General features: G+C 38.3%; 19 protein-coding genes. 18 read left to right on the forward strand and 1 reads right to left on the reverse strand.

Going from position 1 to position 17,701, the window contains the following annotated elements; translation table 11 throughout:
* The first annotated feature begins 39 nt into the window (after window positions 1-39).
* The 17 genes from BMX40_RS15125 to BMX40_RS15205 all read left to right on the forward strand — a co-directional run bounded on the left by BMX40_RS15125 (window position 40) and on the right by BMX40_RS15205 (window position 16,415).
* Window positions 40-936 carry an AEC family transporter gene (locus tag BMX40_RS15125; RefSeq protein WP_090871420.1) on the forward strand — a complete coding sequence of 299 codons (897 nt, stop codon included), beginning with the start codon at window positions 40-42 and terminating at the stop codon, window positions 934-936.
* Between the two features lie 199 nt (window positions 937-1,135).
* Entirely contained in the window at window positions 1,136-1,807 is a 672-nt protein-coding gene (locus BMX40_RS15130; RefSeq protein ID WP_090871424.1) for a GntR family transcriptional regulator, read from the forward strand.
* A gap of 334 nt (window positions 1,808-2,141) precedes the next feature.
* Complete coding sequence (locus tag BMX40_RS15135; RefSeq protein ID WP_090871427.1) at window positions 2,142-2,396, forward strand: hypothetical protein; 255 nt, start codon at window positions 2,142-2,144, stop codon at window positions 2,394-2,396.
* A complete protein-coding gene (locus BMX40_RS15140; protein ID WP_090871429.1) occupies window positions 2,386-2,766 on the forward strand; it encodes a retropepsin-like aspartic protease in 381 nt (126 codons plus the stop codon). Before BMX40_RS15135 ends, BMX40_RS15140 begins: the two co-directional genes overlap by 11 nt.
* An 853-nt stretch (window positions 2,767-3,619) precedes the next feature.
* Complete coding sequence (locus BMX40_RS15145) at window positions 3,620-4,171, forward strand: hypothetical protein (protein WP_090871431.1); 552 nt, start codon at window positions 3,620-3,622, stop codon at window positions 4,169-4,171.
* Between the two features lie 443 nt (window positions 4,172-4,614).
* Window positions 4,615-5,538, forward strand: coding sequence for a 2,4-dihydroxyhept-2-ene-1,7-dioic acid aldolase (gene hpaI, locus BMX40_RS15150; protein ID WP_090871433.1), 924 nt, complete (start codon window positions 4,615-4,617; stop codon window positions 5,536-5,538).
* A 45-nt stretch (window positions 5,539-5,583) separates the two neighbouring features.
* A complete protein-coding gene (gene hpaE / locus BMX40_RS15155) occupies window positions 5,584-7,077 on the forward strand; it encodes a 5-carboxymethyl-2-hydroxymuconate semialdehyde dehydrogenase (protein WP_090871435.1) in 1,494 nt (497 codons plus the stop codon).
* A gap of 14 nt (window positions 7,078-7,091) precedes the next feature.
* On the forward strand, window positions 7,092-8,552 hold the full coding sequence (gene hpaB / locus BMX40_RS15160) for a 4-hydroxyphenylacetate 3-monooxygenase, oxygenase component (RefSeq protein WP_090871437.1): 1,461 nt from the start codon (window positions 7,092-7,094) through the stop codon (window positions 8,550-8,552).
* A gap of 145 nt (window positions 8,553-8,697) precedes the next feature.
* Window positions 8,698-9,681, forward strand: a complete 984-nt coding sequence (hpaD, locus tag BMX40_RS15165) for a 3,4-dihydroxyphenylacetate 2,3-dioxygenase (RefSeq protein ID WP_090871439.1) — start codon at window positions 8,698-8,700, stop codon at window positions 9,679-9,681.
* A 32-nt stretch (window positions 9,682-9,713) separates the two neighbouring features.
* Window positions 9,714-10,190, forward strand: coding sequence for a flavin reductase family protein (locus BMX40_RS15170; RefSeq protein WP_090871441.1), 477 nt, complete (start codon window positions 9,714-9,716; stop codon window positions 10,188-10,190).
* 211 nt (window positions 10,191-10,401) lie between these two features.
* Window positions 10,402-11,529 (forward strand): Leu/Phe/Val dehydrogenase, encoded by a 1,128-nt coding sequence (locus BMX40_RS15175; protein ID WP_090871467.1) that lies wholly within the window; start codon window positions 10,402-10,404, stop codon window positions 11,527-11,529.
* Window positions 11,530-11,547: 18 nt separating this feature from the next.
* The gene (locus BMX40_RS15180; RefSeq protein ID WP_090871443.1) at window positions 11,548-12,789 is read left to right on the forward strand and encodes a dihydrolipoamide acetyltransferase family protein; all 1,242 of its coding nucleotides are present in this window, start codon (window positions 11,548-11,550) and stop codon (window positions 12,787-12,789) included.
* A gap of 19 nt (window positions 12,790-12,808) precedes the next feature.
* The gene (locus BMX40_RS15185; protein WP_090871445.1) at window positions 12,809-13,585 is read left to right on the forward strand and encodes a fumarylacetoacetate hydrolase family protein; all 777 of its coding nucleotides are present in this window, start codon (window positions 12,809-12,811) and stop codon (window positions 13,583-13,585) included.
* The gene (locus BMX40_RS15190; protein WP_090871447.1) at window positions 13,582-14,337 is read left to right on the forward strand and encodes a fumarylacetoacetate hydrolase family protein; all 756 of its coding nucleotides are present in this window, start codon (window positions 13,582-13,584) and stop codon (window positions 14,335-14,337) included. The genes BMX40_RS15185 and BMX40_RS15190 overlap by 4 nt, the downstream gene beginning before the upstream one ends.
* A gap of 12 nt (window positions 14,338-14,349) precedes the next feature.
* Complete coding sequence (locus BMX40_RS15195; RefSeq protein ID WP_090871450.1) at window positions 14,350-14,733, forward strand: 5-carboxymethyl-2-hydroxymuconate Delta-isomerase; 384 nt, start codon at window positions 14,350-14,352, stop codon at window positions 14,731-14,733.
* A 75-nt stretch (window positions 14,734-14,808) separates the two neighbouring features.
* Window positions 14,809-15,600 carry an SDR family oxidoreductase gene (locus BMX40_RS15200; protein WP_090871469.1) on the forward strand — a complete coding sequence of 264 codons (792 nt, stop codon included), beginning with the start codon at window positions 14,809-14,811 and terminating at the stop codon, window positions 15,598-15,600.
* Window positions 15,601-15,959: 359 nt separating this feature from the next.
* Window positions 15,960-16,415 carry a hypothetical protein gene (locus BMX40_RS15205; RefSeq protein WP_090871452.1) on the forward strand — a complete coding sequence of 152 codons (456 nt, stop codon included), beginning with the start codon at window positions 15,960-15,962 and terminating at the stop codon, window positions 16,413-16,415.
* A 257-nt stretch (window positions 16,416-16,672) separates the two neighbouring features.
* Here BMX40_RS15205 and ytaF read toward each other — a convergent pair whose 3' ends face one another.
* Complete coding sequence (gene ytaF, locus BMX40_RS15210; protein WP_090871453.1) at window positions 16,673-17,305, reverse strand: sporulation membrane protein YtaF; 633 nt, start codon at window positions 17,303-17,305, stop codon at window positions 16,673-16,675.
* Between the two features lie 155 nt (window positions 17,306-17,460).
* Here ytaF and BMX40_RS20380 point away from each other — a divergent pair, with 155 nt between their 5' ends.
* Complete coding sequence (locus tag BMX40_RS20380; RefSeq protein WP_170840819.1) at window positions 17,461-17,628, forward strand: hypothetical protein; 168 nt, start codon at window positions 17,461-17,463, stop codon at window positions 17,626-17,628.
* The last annotated feature ends 73 nt before the right edge of the window (window positions 17,629-17,701 follow it).

The raw sequence follows: 17,701 nt of genomic DNA on the forward strand, positions 1-17,701 counted from the left end.
GGTAAACTAAATATGATAAATGAAACATGGAGTGTTTATATGGGAATTTTCTTTAATGTGATATTACCAATTATTGCAGTATTTGCAGCCGGGTATATATTGCAGCGGATACGTGTACTTGATGTGAAGGCAATTGCCTCCGTGTCTGTGTATATTTTTCTGCCATCATTGGTTTTCACGCAATTATATGAAGCAAAATTTAACGAGAGTTATACGATATTGCTTGTATTTGCATTTATTTTACTGTTTATGATGATCGTATTGAATCGAATACTTAAACATTTATTTAAATGGACACAATCCGTTGAAAGTGCATCCATATTAACATCTGCATTTATGAATGGAGGCAACTATGGAGTACCAGTAATTCTATTTGCTATTGGTGAGGAAGCTTTGCCATATGCAGTTTTCTTCATGGTTGTTCAGACATTATTTATGAATGCCTTTGGTGTGTATTATGCGTCTAGGGATAAAAGTGGGTATAAACGTGCCCTGATAAAAATTTTAAAACTTCCTGCAACTTATGCGGCTGTATTCGCCTTTATTCTACAAAATATTGCCTGGGAAATACCTGAATCAGCTTATTCAACCTTGTCGATGTTATCGGATGCAGCCATACCATTAATGATGGTAATGTTAGGTATGCAGCTCGCTTCTATTACTTCAATTAAATTTAACTGGCAAGTTATCTTATCAGCGCTATCGATTCGTATGGTTATTTCTCCAATTATAGCGTTTATTTTTATATGGCTATGGAATGTTGATCCAACAATTGCTGCAGTTATACTTGTTGTATCAGCAATGCCAAGTGCTGCAACAACAACAATGTATGCAATTGAGTTTGATACGGAGCCAGACCTTGTATCTAGCATTACCCTTGTTACAACTCTTTTCAGTATTATTTCTGTTACGATATTGTTGAACGTAATAACGTAATTCAGTTATTTACTGTATAAATATCGAGAAATGTGTAGGTATTTCGTGCATAAGTTTTGGAAATATAAATCAAACAGTCATTTCATATACGAAGTGTTCGCTTTACTGGTCAGAAGGAAACATTTAGAGAAGTTGTAAATAGAAAGAAAATTATAATTATATTGACATCATATATTATTTTATATATGATAAATCTATTATGAAGAGTGAAAATAAACAACAAAAAGTGTATCGAATCGTAAAAGGTAGAATTATAGAAAGGGAATATGTTCCGGGACAACGAATTGTAATCGACCAACTTGCCAAAGAAATGAAAACGAGTTCCATTCCAGTACGTGAGGCAATTCGCCAATTGGAGGCGGAACGCTTAATTGTATATAAACGAAATGTAGGTCCTGTAGTTGCAGAAGTGAATGAATCAGACTACTCGGATACCCTGCGCGTACTTGCTGTCCTGGAAGGTTATGCAACGGTTTTAAGTGCTCAAACCATGACACCAGAAAAAATTGAGCAGTTAAAAGAACAGAATAAAAAGATGGAGGAGGCTTTAGAGGATTTCGACATTATTCGATTTAGCAAATTAAATGCTGCCTTTCATAAAATGATTTGTGAGGAATGCAATAATAATTATTTGCTGGAATCCATTAAGAACACCTGGAATCGATTAGATGCTATTCGGGGAGCAGGTTCCATGCTTTACTCATTACGTGTAAAGGAATCGATTCAAGAACATCACCAACTGATTGCTTATTTAGAATCAGGAGAAGAGCCTGCGAAGTTAGAAATGCTTGCTAGAAACCATAAAATTCGAACCGCTGAGAACTTTGAACAACGCCGGAAAAACCAGTTAGAAACGAATATCACACCATAAGAGGGATTGAAAAACGAAAAGGTTCTGCTTAGATGTAGACATACTATATTTCACTAACAAATTCGCACAGTGATTCACAAATGAATTCACTGTGCGAATTTGTTATATCAAGGATTTCAAAATTGCATTGTAGACTATGTAAATAGATGTAGTTAAATAAAGGTTCTAATCAGATAATCATATTCAGAGTTTAATGGTGAAATTTAAGTTGATATTGTGAAATGTTGATCTTAAACTAAAGAAGAGTTAGTGGAATAGGGAAATCAGATTTTTATTATTCACATAGTAGGACAGTGTTATAATATTAGTATTAAAAGGAGGGGCTGTGAAAAGTATGAAATGGTCAGAGGTTAGAAAGTTGTACCCGAATCAATTTGTTAAGTTAAAAGTGTTAGCTTCTCACATTGAAAATAGTCAAGAAATTATTGAGGATATCGCGGTAATTAAACCTGTAACCGAGAAAAGTGCAACAAAGGAATTGCTAAATTCAAAAGGTGATGAGTTAGTTTATCATACTGCTAATGAAAATGTTGTGCTTGAAGTCCGTCAAGATATGGGGCTAAGGAGGTTCGTTTATCATGAAAATTAAGTATAAATACGGGTTGCTTTTGGTTGATATTACATTAAAATTTAATGGAAAAATTAAAGTGATAGAAAATATGGTGTTGGACACAGGAGCTGCTAGAACACTAATCTCACAAGATGTTGTTGAAGATATTGATCTTCGAGTTGATTTTCATGATCGAATTGTAACCTATTTTGGAGTAGGCGGAAAAGAACATGCTTTTAGAAAACAAATAGACCAAATTCAAATTGGTGATTTTGTAGTTAACATGGTTGAAATAGATTTCAATGACTTTGGTTATGAAGATATTAACGGATTGCTAGGATTAGATTTATTATTAAAGGCTGAATTCACAATAGACTTAATGCATCTTGAAATGAATAGAAATGGCTGATTAGAGCATTAATGATAAATTGTTTCTTACTTATTTTTAGATGTTTACAAAAGTTAACTATTCAATACTAATATTAAATGGCCCCCCAATTACCTATAGAATATGATATTGGCTCCTTGATAAAATAACCTCACCAAAGATTTAACTCTTCTTCATACATATATTGTTTTAAGGCCATATGCAATACTTAGACTTATATAGGAGATTTAATTTTACACGGTTAGAGAATCAATTCACTAGCTTCAATGAAAGAAAGCTATTTGACAGCTACTATAATGTTAAAGAGTATTGTAGTTTTACAAGGAATTTTATTGAGGTTATAAGGGATTCATATGAAAACGCAATATGTAAATCGTGTAACCCCCATCTTGACTGGAAAAAATTCTATACATCACTTTTCTTTCCTCATAAGACCACACAATGTAGTAAATGCAAGTAGAACCACGATATAACCACCCATATATTTCAATACTAACTACTCTAATTGGATCATTAGGTCTGGTGATAAATAGCTTTCTGTCATTGTCGTCATTCTTTATGGGTCTAGTTGTTTTAGTAGCAATAATAACCTTTCTTATTATGATTATTTCATTATTTCACAGTATTTTGCAAAGTGAACTTGTTTATGGTTGGGAGGACATTAGAATAATAATTTAATTATGCTATTCAACTATAGGGGGCAAGAGTTAAACAATGCATTTTTAATTGAATTGCAACTTTCTATGTAAAATCCTGAGATTGTTTTTAGAATATTATGTTAGTATTAAGCTGAGGAGCTATCTTAAATTAATTATGATTCAAGATGAAGGAGGATATACTTCCTTTATTGAGCCAGTAAAAGGGGGCTAATCTCGTGTTTCAATCAAAATCATTTTTTCATGCTTGCTTGAAGATTATCGGTGTCTTAACAATCATATGGAGTTTTAGCCATATCGCTCCAGTGATTAATCAATTCTATTCTGTTTATAATCAGCCAGAGCTGATGACAGGAAATGATCTAAGGTATTTTCGTTTTTCTCTCATCTTTCAAGTGATATATCCTATTTTGCTATTTGTCATTGGAATCTCCTTGTTGAAGGGTGGAGAAGCCATGGTTCAATGGGCTTTTCACGATTCGGATGACGAAAGTGATAATCATAGTGGGGTGTTTTTTATACTACTTATGAAAGTTTCTGGATTGGTTCTAATGATTATCGCCATTCCAAGAACTTTTCAAATAATATCCAATTTGCTATTTGTTTCATCTGCCAATACAGTAAACACGAGTAATCAGGAAATGTTTATCGTTCAGAATCTCGTAACAACGATTATTAATTTACTGCTTGGATTATATTTATTAAGAAGCGGGAAGCTATTTTATCGAATTGGCTTCGTTAAACAAAATGAGGAAGATGATGAAAGATAACAAGGTGGTTTATTGATTGACCGCCATATAAATGAAGAATTCGTTTACGCTTAATTTAGAAACAAATTTGTTTTGTCGGACAAGTACTTGTTACCGATATAGTTGTGATCCAAAATTTGAGATAAAGCGGTAAAACGAAGTGGGGATCAATTGCCCGCACCTCATAATGGAATCAGTTAAAACAAACTGGTTCTCTTTTGTTTACTAACAAATGTTGCTTTCGTGTATTAAATGGTTTGATAAAGTAATTACATCATTATATCCAATAGCTCTGGTATGATAGGTGAAACAAAAAAGTTACGTCGCATTCAATCTATAAAACGCAACAATCGTTAATTATTCGTATCATTTTCCCCGTTGACATTATATTTGAAATCATATATGATTTAATTGTTCAGAAAATTTATAGTAATTAAATTAGTATAAACATGGAGGGGATTTGGGTGGCTTACGAAGAGGAAAAAAAGCGATTTAGAGGATCGATTGCTCCAGTAATAACACCATTCAATGAAGATGAAAGTATTGACTTCGACAAATTCAAGGAACTCATCCATTGGCAAATCAACAACGGAAGTCATGGCATTTCGGTGACGGGAACATCCGGTGAACCAAGTTCAATGACTGTTGAGGAACGATTAAACGTAATGGAAACTGCATGTCAAACTGTAAACGGAAGCGTCCCGTTTTTACCTGGAACAGGCTCAACAAACCACCAGGAAACACTCCACATGACGAAAGCTGCACAAGAAATGGGAGCAGATGGAGCCATGGTCATTGTCCCATACTACAATAAACCCAACCAACACGCCTTATACAAACATTTTAAAACAATTGCTGACTCCGTAGATATTCCAATCATTTTATATAACATCCCAGGTCGCACAGCGGTAAATTTGGAAGCGATTACAATAGCGAGACTAGCCGAAGATTGTCCAAACATCATTGGGGTTAAAGAATCCAATAAAGACTTTGAACATGTAAATAAAGTATTACTCCACTGTGGTCGAGACTTTAATTTGTATTCAGGAATTGAAGTCCTATGTTATCCAATGCTGGCAATTGGTGGAGCAGGACATATTAGTGCAACAGCGAATATTGCCCCTAGAGAAGTAGCAGATATATTCAATAAATGGGAAGCTGGTGATGTCAAAGGTGCACAGGACCTACATTATAAAATGATGCCATTAAATGATGTGCTATTTCGAGATACAAATCCAGCCCCTGCAAAGACCGCACTTGGAATGATGGGGAAAGTAAAACCGATACTTAGAAAACCATTAGATGTACCTTCCGAGGAAATTCAAGAAGAGATACGTGAAACATTAATTTCCTATCAATTAATTCAGGAAGATGTAGCTGCGAATTAGGTTAATTAGGCTTTGGATAAGTAGTTTTTTAAAAAGGGTGATCATATGGAACATAAACAATTGGAAAATGTCCAGCTCTACATTAACGGAGAATTTGTAGAAGCGAGTTCGATGGAACGGTTTGAAAATAAAAACCCATTTACGAATAAGGTGACGAATCTTGTTTCTAAAGGGGATCAAGCAGATATTGAGAAAGCAGTTTCTGCTGCAGATGAAGCGTTCCGAAATGGACCATGGGGAACGATGAAGCTTAAAGAACGAATGAAATATATGGAAAGGATTGCCGACCTCATCGAAGAGGAAGCGGAAGAAATTGCCCATTTGGAATCGCTTGATTCGGGCTTGCCGATAAGCCAAACAAGGAAAATGGCTGCAAGGGGTGCCGAGAATTTTCGATTTTACTCCAGAATGGTGCAGTCTCGTATGCATGGGGATGCGTACCAAGTAGATGCCGATTTCTTGAATTATACGGTTTATCAGCCTTTAGGTGCTGTTGGGTTAATAACTCCTTGGAACGCACCGTTTATGCTTTTAACCTGGAAGGTTGCACCTGCACTGGCTACTGGAAATACGGTCATTTTGAAGCCGGCTGAACTATCTCCATTATCAGCAAATATTCTAGCCAAAATCATTCATAAAGCAGAGCTTCCTAAGGGAGTATTTAATGTCGTACATGGTCTTGGGGAAACAGCTGGGGAAGCACTTGTTAAACATGAAAAAGTAAGAGCGATTTCCTTTACTGGTGAAACAACTACTGGGAAGCGAATCATAAAAAATAGTGCCGATTCATTGAAGAAAACATCGATGGAACTTGGAGGGAAATCACCATTAATTGTTTTTGACGATGCCGATATGGAACAAGCGTTGGATGCAGCAGTTTGGGGAATTTTTTCCTTCAATGGCGAACGTTGTACAGCGAATTCAAGGGTCTTTTTGCACAAAAACATAAAGGATAAATTCATTGCTTCCTTAAAAGAACGTGTCCAAAACATTAGCATTGGTGACCCGTTGGCTGATGATACGGAGCTTGGTCCACTGATTGACCGTGGTCATTTTCAAAAGGTTACTAGCTATATAGAATTAGCAAAAGAAGAAGGTTGTGAAGTTATTCAAGGAAGTGTTTCACAGGAACTGGAAAAAGGTAATTTTGTTCCTCCAACATTACTACTGAATGCAAGAAACGACATGAAAGTTTGCCAGGATGAAATCTTCGGTCCGGTTATGGCGGTTATTGAATTTGAAACCGAAGAAGAAGTAATTGATATGGCTAATGATGTTGATTATGGACTTGCAGGGTATGTTTGGACGAACGATATGAAGCGTGGTCATCGAGTAGCACAAGCAGTTGAATCGGGAATGCTTTGGGTGAATTCACAAAATGTACGCGATCTACGCATTCCATTTGGTGGAATGAAAGCAAGTGGGATAGGTCGTGAAGGAGGCCACTTTGCCATTTTCGAATTTTACACCGAACCAAAGGCTATTCATGTAGCTATTGGTGATCATCCTATACCACAGTTTGGAAAGAAGAAAAAATAAGGAGGGAAAACAAAATGCCAGCAAAAACAGGGAAGGAATATATTAGTCGTTTAAAAGAAGCTAAAAATAATGTTTATATCCATGGAGAAAGAGTGGAGGATGTGACCGAGCATCCTGCCTTTAAGAACGTGATCAAATCCATGGCAAACTTGTATGATCTACAACATGAAAAACAAGACAAAATGTTGTACACCTCTCCAACAACAGGAGAAAAAGTCGGGATGACCTTTTTACAGCCGAAAACCGTAGAGGATTTAATCGCTCGCCGAGAAGCCATTACGGAGTGGGCTAGAACTTCTGGCGGAATGATGGGGAGATCGCCTGATTATTTGAATGCCGAAGTAATGGCAATGGGCGTAAACAACCGTTTATTCGCAGAAGCAGATCCTCGTTTTGCTGAAAATGCGCGGAATTACTATGAGTATGCCCGGGAAAATGATATTAGCTTAACCCATACATTAATTCACCCGCAAGTAAATCGTGCCAAAATGCAGCATCAGCAAAAGGATGCAAATGTCGCCCTGCATTTAGTCGAGGAACGTGATGATGGAATTATTGTAGACGGAATCCGATTATTAGCAACACAAGGCGGAATTACCGACGAGATCCTAGTATTCCCATCGACGGTGAAAAAAGCTGGAGAGCTTGATGACCCGTATTCATTAGCATTTGCAATTCCTAATAATACGCCAGGCTTGAAATATATTAGTAGAGAATCCTTTGATTACGGAAAAAATGATTGGGATCACCCACTAAGTGCCCGGTTTGAAGAAGGAGATGCCATTGTTTCGTTTGAGAATGTATTTGTTCCTTGGGAGCGCGTCTTCGTTTGTGGAAACTCTTCGGTATGTAATCGCACTTTCAGAGAAACAAATGCTGTGGTACACATGGCCCATCAGGTGGTTTCGAAAAATATTGTGAAGACAGAATTTGTCCTTGGAGTTGCACTAAGTATTATGGATGCTATTGGAATTGACCAGTTCCAGCATGTGAAAGACAAAGGTACGGAAATTATGCTGACTCTAGAAGCCATGCGCTCCCATTTGTATCGTGCAGAGCACAACGCCAAGCTTGATAGCTCTGGAACGATGACACCAGATTATGCTGCATTAGATGCTGCACGCAACTGGTATCCACGTATCTATCCTAGATTGTCCGAAATTGTTCGCATTATTGGAGCTTCTGGCCTAATGGGAATCCCAACAGAAGCAGACTTTAACCATGACGAGATCGGTCCATTAATCCATCGTGGATTACAAGGGAAAAATTTAGAAGGCTATGAACGTGTTCAATTGTTCCGATTAGCGTGGGATATGACCATGAGTGCATTTGGTAGCAGACAAACCCATTATGAATACTATTTCTTTGGTGATCCAGTGAAAATGGGAATGACGTATTTTGATAACTATGATAAGGACACTTACAAAGATTACGTCGATAATTTCTTGAAAAAATCTAGTAGTGTTCAAGTTTAATAAATGAGGGTAAGCGCCTCGTCGGGGAAGTCGAGCACCCCACCAGGGGAGATGAGCGCCCCACCCGGGAAGTTATGGGTCAAATACGTAACACCACCTATCCCAACGATAGGAATAACGAGTACAAACAAAGGGGGAGGAACAATTGGACTATCATATTATCCGTTGCGCAAGAGCGATTCTACACGTTACGGATTTAGAAGCTTCGCGTAAGTTTTATGTAGATGCACTTGGTTTTATTGAAACGGAGGCAGATGAAAATCATATTTACTTGCGTGGTCTGGAAGAACATACCCACCATAGCCTTGTGTTGAAGAAGGCGGAAAAACCAGCAGTAGAAGCACTTGGGTATAAAGTTTCTTCTAACAAGGATTTGGAAACGTTATCACACATGTTTGAAGATAAAGGTTATCCGACGAAGTGGCTAGAAAAAGGGGAACAGCATGCTGTAGGTAGAGCATTGCGAGTTCAGGACAATTCGGGATTACCGCTTGAGTTTTTTGCAGAAATGGAACCTGTTGAACGTCTTTTGCAACGCTATGACCTTTACCAGGGATCACGCATGCAACGTATTGACCACTTTAATTGTGGTGTTCCAGATGTAGAAGCAGCCTATGCTTTTTATCAAGAGCACTTAGGTTTTGCTTGTTCCGAGTACACAGACACTCCAGAAGGAAATATTTGGGCTGCATGGTTACATCGGAAGCAAAATGTTCACGATGTTGCCTTTATGAATGGACTTGGTCCGAGACTTCATCATATCGGTTTTTGGTTGCCAGATCAGTTATCCCTTATTCATACATGTGATGTGCTCGCATCCATGGGATATGGAGAAAGTTTAGAACGTGGTCCTGGACGACATGGATTATCCAATGCATTCTTTTTATATTTACGCGATCCCGATGGCCATCGAATCGAGCTTTACAGTGGAGATTATTTAACGAGTGACCCCGACTTTAAACCGATCCGTTGGGATATCAATGATCCGATGCGGCAAACTTTTTGGGGACATGAAGCTCCTGATAGTTGGTTTAATGAGGCTTCTTCGGTGTTGGATGTTTTTACAGGTGAGGAAGTGAAACAAAAACCGGGCAAATTAAAGCAGCATAAGCCAACCTTTGTCATATAGATATAAAGAGTCCCTATAGAGGAGGTATATTTATGGACGATCAGACGTTTCGAAAGGCAATGGGGAAGTTTGCTACGGGGGTTACGGTTGTTACAACCCAGTTTGGTGAAGAAATCCATGGTATGACAGCGAACGCATTTATGTCGGTTTCTTTGAATCCTAAACTTGTATTAATTTCGATTGATCATAAAGCAAACATGATTGATTACATTAATAATACTGGAAAATTTGCTATCAGTATTTTAAATGAAGGGCAAAAAGATATTTCCGCTTATTTTGCTGGGCAAAACCAAGAGAGTAGAGAGATAGATTTTAACTGGTTCAATGACATGCCTACAATCAAGGAGTCCCTTGCTAACTTGACTTGTGAGGTTCATGATTCCGTCGTTGCAGGCGACCATACCCTTTATATTGGAAAGGTAACCGATATAAAAATAACAGACGGAGAACCTTTAGCATTTTACGAGGGGAAATATCGACAAATGCAAAATGGTGCTGGAGTGAATTAATAGGAGAATCTTCAATCAGTGGGGCTTCATCCCCACTGGCCTGTAGATGAATCGAACATTTTCAGGTAGCTGACCGCAACGAAATTCTAAGGTAGGGAAACTTACCATCAATAGATACAACGTAAAATATTGAACCCATTGCGCTAGTGACAAATACCATTTGAGCGCAATGTCTACTGAATGGAGGGAGTTCATCTTGAATCAACAACTGATGAAGAAAACACAAGTTGAACCGGACATGTTTCAAAAGATTGCTGGTCATGAGCAGGTTGTTTTTTGCAATGACCCAGCCTCAGGATTACAAGCAATAATTGCCATTCATAATACAACGCTTGGACCAGCGCTTGGTGGTACAAGAATGTATCCCTATGCCTCGGTTGATGAGGCATTGGAGGACGTATTGCGGTTATCCGAAGGGATGACGTATAAATGTGCTGCAGCTGACCTTGATTTTGGCGGTGGAAAGGCAGTCATTATAGGGGACCCAAAAAAAGATAAATCATCCGCCTTATTTCGTGCATTTGGACAATACGTAGATTCATTGAATGGAAGATTTTATACAGGTACAGATATGGGGACGACAATGGATGATTTTGTCCAGGCGACAAAGGAGACAAATTTTATTAACGGGATACCAGAAGCATATGGCGGAAGTGGGGATTCATCCGTTCCAACAGCACAAGGCGTGATCTACGGATTAAAAGCAACCAATCAGTTTTTATTTGGTAACGAAACACTTGCTGATCGAACCTATGCTGTACAGGGGTTAGGAAAAGTAGGCTTTAAGCTTACAGAACAGTTGTTACAAGCAGGTGCTCATGTAATTGTAACCGATATTCATGAAGAAGCAATTACTGCAATTGAAGCTAGAGCTGCCGAGCTAGGGGCTCCGCTTACGACGGTAAGTGCAGAAGAAATCTATCAATCTGATGCTGACATTTTTGTGCCATGTGCGCTTGGTGGGATACTAAATGATCATACAATCTCCCAGTTAAGGGTGAAAGCAGTAGTTGGTTCTGCTAATAATCAATTACAAGATCGTCGGCATGCAAAGGATTTACACGACAAAGGGATTCTCTATGCACCAGACTATATCGTTAATGCTGGTGGTTTGATTCAAGTAGCAGATGAACTATATGGACCAAATAAAGAACGAGTCTTATTAAAAACAAAGACCATTTACAGAACGTTATTAGAAATCTATGAGCAAGCAAATCTCGATGTGATAACAACGTTAGAGGCAGCCGATCGAAAATGTCAGAAGCGCTTAGAGCAACAAAGGCATCGGAATAATTTTTATACGCGCACACGCAGCCCAAAATGGGAAGTGAAGGAATAGGATAATGGAGGTGAGAAGATGGTTGAAGTAAAGTTTCATGACATTGGTGAAGGTATGAATGAAGGGGAAATAATCAATTATTTTGTAAAAGTAGGAGATACGGTCACAGCGGACCAGCCACTTGTCGAAATGCAAACCGATAAAATGGTGGCGGAAATTCCATCTCCTGTATCAGGTAAGGTTCAAACAATTCATTATGATGTTGGAACTACGGTTACGATAGGATCAACATTACTTGAAATTAATACTGGTCAAGAAGAAACCTATGCGTCATCAGAAAAAGAGGTTTCTGCGGCTGTATCGGTACCAGAGAAACCGACGAAACCAAGTCAACCTCAAGCAAAGAAGCAGAAGAAACCTCCGAAGCGGATAATCGCTGCACCACATACACGCAGAATAGCACGTGAAAATGACGTTGATATTGAACAAGTAATAGGATCCGGTCCGAATGGAAGGGTACTCGATCAAGATATTTATCGGTATGTCGAACAAAAAACAGCGACAAACGTTCCGACAGAGCATTTTGTTCAACCTTCCGATTCAGGTGATTCCATAACCGAAACAGTAGCTAGCGATACGATTCCGTTTACAGGGATTCGCAAACAAATAGCCAAAAAAATGACCGAATCCTTAACAACGATACCTCATGTTACTCATTATGATGAAGCGGATCTAACCGAATTAATGAAATTACGTGCTGAATTAAAAGATGCCGGTGAATCGATTTCTGTTGCTGCCTTCTTTTTAAAAGCAATTGCACTTACGTTAAAAGAATTTCCTGTTTTTAATGCCCAACTCGATGAGGAAAATGAGGTTATTCGACTACATAAGAATTATCATATTGGGCTTGCGACGAATACGGATAACGGACTACTCGTTCCAGTCCTACGTGACGTCAATAAAAAATCACTTCGTACGATCCACACAGAAATGAAGGCCTTAACGAAAAAGGCACAGGATGGGAAGTTAACCGTCAAGGAGATGAGCGGTGGAACCTTTACCATTAGCAATGTCGGTCCGTTAGGTGGAATTGGAGCAACACCAATCATTAATCATCCACAAACAAGCATTATTGCATTTCATAAAACGAAAAAAGCTCCGGTTGTCATGGATAATGATGAAATTTCTGTACGGTCAATCATGACAATGTCCCTTTCGTTTGATCATCGTGTAACAGATGGAGCAAATGCGGTTCAATTTACGAATCGTTTTAATGAACTAATCGAAAGTCCGAATAAGCTTTTGTTGGAATTGGTTTAAAAAGACGAGGTGAATCTTTATGTATCAAGCAAGGGCGAGAATTTCTGGTTTTGAGCAGGAACAAAATATATTAGTTGGTGATTCGCAAGTAGTTTGGGACGGAAAAAGCTATGCAGACACAGCGATTCCCTGGCAATCTCCAGTCAATGGGATGATTTATGGGACAATTTTTAACGTCAATGAACAATTGGATGCCATGAAGGAAACCTTTCATGAGAAACCTTATTTGACCAAACCAAATCGTCCTGTTTTATACGTGAAACCGAGAAATACTATTAATGCTCACCTACATGAAGTAGTTTTACCAGAGGATGTATCCGAAGTTCAAATAAACGCAACACTCGGTGTTGTAATGGGGGAAAATGCGACCCGTCTATCAGAAGAAAACGCAATGGAATATGTGGGCGGGTATACGGTTGTCAATGATGTGACCGTTCCTCATGATAATTTTTATCGACCAAATATAAAAAATAAGGTTCGGGATGGTTTTTGCCCGGTGGGACCATGGATTATGAATAAAGATGTGGTTTCCAATCCAGAAGCATCAATGATCTGGACATTTAAAAATGATGAATTGATACAAGTACAAAATTTAACAGATCTCGTACGACCAATTAAAAAGCTATTGGCAGATGTTACGGAATTCATGACTTTGTATAAGGGAGATATGTTACTTGTTGGTGTTCCGCATAATCCACCGATCGCAGTAAATGGGGATACCATACGTATCGAGATTGACCAAGTTGGACGACTAGAAAATACGTTTGTCCATGAGACGGGAGGGACAGCACTGTGAAGCATGCTCGTGTTGCTTGTTTTGGTGCCATACATGATGCAATTGAAGTAGAAGGTCAGGTTAAACTTCGTGATGGAAGACGAGTAGATCCCGATTCTGTTGTATGGCTACCACCCGTTATGTTCGGAACCATTTTTGCCTTAGGATTGAATTATGCAGATCACGCAAGCGAAATAAGCTTTCAGGCCCCGGAAGAACCTCTCGTATTTTTAAAAGGGCCGAACACCTTGGTAGGCCACAGGGGACAAACGCGTCGACCAGCAGGGGTAGAAATGATGCATTATGAATGTGAGTTAGCGGTTGTTATTGGCAAGACAGCTAAGCATATTCGTAAAGCAGAAGCCTATGACTATATTAAGGGATATACCGTTGCGAATGATTACGCCATCCGGGATTACTTAGAAAATTATTATCGTCCCAATTTAGCAGTGAAGAATCGTGATACATTAACACCAATTGGACCCTATTTGGTAGATAAAGAGGATGTTCCGGATCCAATGAATCTCTCGATGCGAACGTTTGTAAATGGGGAGCTTACACAGGATGGCTCCACAAAGGATATGGTTTTTGATATTCCGTATTTAATCGAATACTTAAGCAGTTTTATGACATTGCAAGAGAATGATGTCATTCTCACTGGAACTCCAAAAGGAACAGTTAATGTAAAAGAGGGGGATAAGGTAGTTACGGAAATCGAAGGAGTCGGATCACTTGAAAATAGCATTGTCGGTGATCGTGTATTTCATAGCTAAGGAGTTGATAGAATGCCACATGTGATTGTTGAGTACACCAATAACTTGAGGAGTGAAGGAAATATACCGAACCTTCTGCAAAAAATAAATGAAACATTGATCGAACAAGGAGATGTATTTCCAATTGGTGGAATTCGTTCACGTGCAATCGAGTTGAGCAACTATGTCGTCGCTGATGGAACTGGTGCAGATGATGCATTTGTTCATGTGTCATTGAAAATCGGTGCAGGGAGAGACGAAGCTGTACTAAAACATGCCTGTGATCAGGTCTTTGCACAAATAGAAAATCACTTTTCCGAGTTATTTCAATCTCGATATTTGGCCCTATCAATGGAGGTTGAAGAATTTCAGAAAGCAACCTATAAGAAAAATAATATACACACTCGGTACAAGTAATATGTCAATCCAATCTTTCCTATATTTTTATGTAGGAAGGATTATTTTTTCATGTTTTCAAACGGAGGGATAGAAATGGACTTAGGATTACAAGGGAAATCGGTTATTGTAACAGCAGCTAGCAAAGGGTTAGGAAAAGCAACAGCGACTGCTTTCGCAATGGAGGGGGCACATGTTTTAATAAGTAGCCGGAATGCCGCAACCCTTAAAGAAGCTGTTACAAACATACGTAAAGAAACAGGAAACGAGAATGTTGATTATATTGTGTGTGATATGAAAAAAGCGGCTGATATAAAAGCATTGGTCGAAAAGGCAGTTAACTGGAACGGTACTGTTGATGTCTTAATTAATAATGCTGGTGGGCCCCCTGCAGGAAGCTTTCTAGATATGAATGATGCGGATTGGTACCACGCCTTTGAACTGAATTTACTAAGCTTTGTTCGGACGATTCGAGAGGTTATTCCATACATGCAAAAACAGCAGCAAGGACATATTGTGAATTTAGCATCATCCTCGATGAAGCAAAGTCTGGATCAATTATTATTGTCGAATGCGATTCGTCCCGGTGTCGCTGGATTGACGAAAAGCTTGGCACAAGAATTTGGACAAGACAATATCCTGATTAATGCAGTAGGACCTGGCACAATTGAAACCGATCGAATATTGGAGTTGAATGAGATAAAAGCGCAGAATCTAGGAGTTCCCGTAGAAAAATTAACCAAAGAGGCGGAGCATAACATTCCGATGAAGCGGTATGGGAAGCCAGAGGAATTTGCTAACGCGATTGTCTTTTTAGCAAGTAGTGCGAATACGTATATTTCTGGCCAATCATTACTTGTGGATGGCGGATTAGTTAAAGCGCTTTAAAAGCAAAGTAGTAATTGCTGGGTGTAACAAGATGGATACTTAGGTCCAGTTACATATGGCTTGGAATATATTTCAAGGAACATGATTATCACAGGATAAAAAGTAAGTTATTGACGTATTGAAGCAGTATCTAAAAATAAGAAAAGAATACGTACCATTAGACGAATCTAACTGGTGCCTGGATAAATTAATAGACCCCCAATTTAGCCCCTTAATTTTGAAGGGCTATTTTTATGAAAGTAGGAAAGTTTTTTTATATAGTTTTTTTAAAGAAAATTTTCCCAAGTGAATAAGGAAGGAAATTTGGTGATACTTGATGAATTACTTTTTTATACGAACAAAGGAGGGGGAGGATTTATATGAAAAAGTATCCCAAGCTTCAAGTTTGGCGACCTAACAACATAATGTTAATTGGCAGAGTATATAATCACTGTATTACATTTGATGAAAGAGGGTTAAGAATTTCAATAACGGATGAAGTCGGAGTTAAAGTTGACATAGTATGTGATGAATCATCACAAATTATTGGAGATTATGTTTGGTCTTACCGTTTTACAAATGAAATAGTAGAATCAGATTCTCTCGTGGATCTCATTCAAGAAGCTCATCATAACAAAAAAACCTCACCAGTGAACAGGATCGATTTTTATAAAATTATTAACTCAGGCTATCTAGATTCTATTGAAAAGACGGGATGGATAGGTGAAATGGTAGAATTAGAACATCATATGTATCCAGTTTCGGATGGTTCATTAGAAGTTATAAGTGATTACGAACCGAAAATCCATGTTGAAAATTCTAGTAAGCATAAATAATATAAAATGGTCCAATCTCAAGATATGTTTGGCCATTTTTATCAGGGTAGAAAGAATAAATTAGTAAACCTTTCTACAAATCAATTACTCGTTCCTTTTTATCGTAAACAGTGCTCTTATTGTTCAGGGGTTGGGATCCTCATTTCACTACTTGTTTCCTTTCCATTAGCATTCCTCGGATAATAGATTATTAACGGAACCAGGATCCGTATTAATCAATCTGCTGGATCATGGTTCCGCTATTAACATTCAACTACCTAAATTAAATTCAATATTCCGAGTGCAATTAATAAAGCTGGTGGAACAAATGACATCCGTTGCATCTTTTTATTATTCGATAAAATAACCCCTATTTTAATGCCATAGCGTACAAACACTCCACTCATTAACGCAATTAAAATTGCAGTCAGTATTGGACTATAACCAATTATAGCAGCACCAATTCCTGCTCCAAATGCATCTAGTGCTAGAGCCGTTCCTAATAAAAATGCTTCACTAGCAGAAATGGTCCCGGATTGATCTAAGTCTGCTTTATCAGGAGTTGCAAGCACGGTTTTTAGATTATTTAATTTTGTAGAGTCTTCATTGACTTCCTCATTCACTATTTCTTTTGTTTGAAGTTGAGAGCGAATAGTGTTTATCAGGGAAAAGATCCCCAGCGTAATTAGAATTGCTCCACCAAGCATATTTGCAATTTCAGGTGAAATAAAAGAACTGATCATATTTCCAAATGACATTGAAGTCAAAACGACAATGCCAGAACAAAGCATAATAATACACAAAGCACTTAATGGTACATGGATTTTTCGCATCCCGTAGGAAACACCTACCCCAAACCCATCTAAACTAACAGCAATAACTAGGAGCAATAAACCTGTATAGAAAAGCATAACATCATATCCTTTAGCTCTTATCTAGGATATTGTATGGCTGCTTAGAAGTAAGTGTGCGTGTGTAATTGGTATGGGAGTAGTCTCCATGAGGAAGGAATTAGCTGTTGGATAGGAGGCGTTTCTTAAGAAGTGGGGTTCGGTCCTCAGTCTGGGTGAAATCAGTGTTTGAATGGGAGGAATCAACGTTCGGTGTGAAAGAATCGACGTTAAACCGGATAAATCAACGTACGGCGAGTAAGAATCGACGTTTAACCGTAGAAATCAACGTTCAGCTCGTGGGAATCGACGTTCAACCGAAGAAATCAACGTTCAACCCGTAAGAATCAACGTTCAACCGGATAAATCAACGCTCAGCCCGTGGGAATCAACGTTCAACCGAAGAAATCAACGTTC

The sequence above is a fragment of the Oceanobacillus limi genome, assembly GCF_900111445.1.
GTDB classification, from domain to species: Bacteria; Bacillota; Bacilli; order Bacillales; family Amphibacillaceae; genus Ornithinibacillus; species Ornithinibacillus limi.

Bases quoted from the DNA above. Each gene is read 5' to 3' on its own strand.
- BMX40_RS15125 (WP_090871420.1), top strand. From the start codon at position 40: ATGGGAATTTTCTTTAATGTGATATTACCAATTATTGCAGTATTTGCA.
- BMX40_RS15130 (WP_090871424.1), top strand. From the start codon at position 1,136: ATGAAGAGTGAAAATAAACAACAAAAAGTGTATCGAATCGTAAAAGGT.
- BMX40_RS15135 (WP_090871427.1), top strand. From the start codon at position 2,142: ATGAAATGGTCAGAGGTTAGAAAGTTGTACCCGAATCAATTTGTTAAG.
- BMX40_RS15140 (WP_090871429.1), top strand. From the start codon at position 2,386: ATGAAAATTAAGTATAAATACGGGTTGCTTTTGGTTGATATTACATTA.
- hpaE (WP_090871435.1), top strand. From the start codon at position 5,584: ATGGAACATAAACAATTGGAAAATGTCCAGCTCTACATTAACGGAGAA.
- hpaB (WP_090871437.1), top strand. From the start codon at position 7,092: ATGCCAGCAAAAACAGGGAAGGAATATATTAGTCGTTTAAAAGAAGCT.
- BMX40_RS15170 (WP_090871441.1), top strand. From the start codon at position 9,714: ATGGACGATCAGACGTTTCGAAAGGCAATGGGGAAGTTTGCTACGGGG.
- BMX40_RS15175 (WP_090871467.1), top strand. From the start codon at position 10,402: ATGAAGAAAACACAAGTTGAACCGGACATGTTTCAAAAGATTGCTGGT.
- BMX40_RS15180 (WP_090871443.1), top strand. From the start codon at position 11,548: ATGGTTGAAGTAAAGTTTCATGACATTGGTGAAGGTATGAATGAAGGG.
- BMX40_RS15185 (WP_090871445.1), top strand. From the start codon at position 12,809: ATGTATCAAGCAAGGGCGAGAATTTCTGGTTTTGAGCAGGAACAAAAT.
- BMX40_RS15195 (WP_090871450.1), top strand. From the start codon at position 14,350: ATGCCACATGTGATTGTTGAGTACACCAATAACTTGAGGAGTGAAGGA.
- BMX40_RS15200 (WP_090871469.1), top strand. From the start codon at position 14,809: ATGGACTTAGGATTACAAGGGAAATCGGTTATTGTAACAGCAGCTAGC.
- BMX40_RS15205 (WP_090871452.1), top strand. From the start codon at position 15,960: ATGAAAAAGTATCCCAAGCTTCAAGTTTGGCGACCTAACAACATAATG.
- ytaF (WP_090871453.1), bottom strand. From the start codon at position 17,305: ATGCTTTTCTATACAGGTTTATTGCTCCTAGTTATTGCTGTTAGTTTA.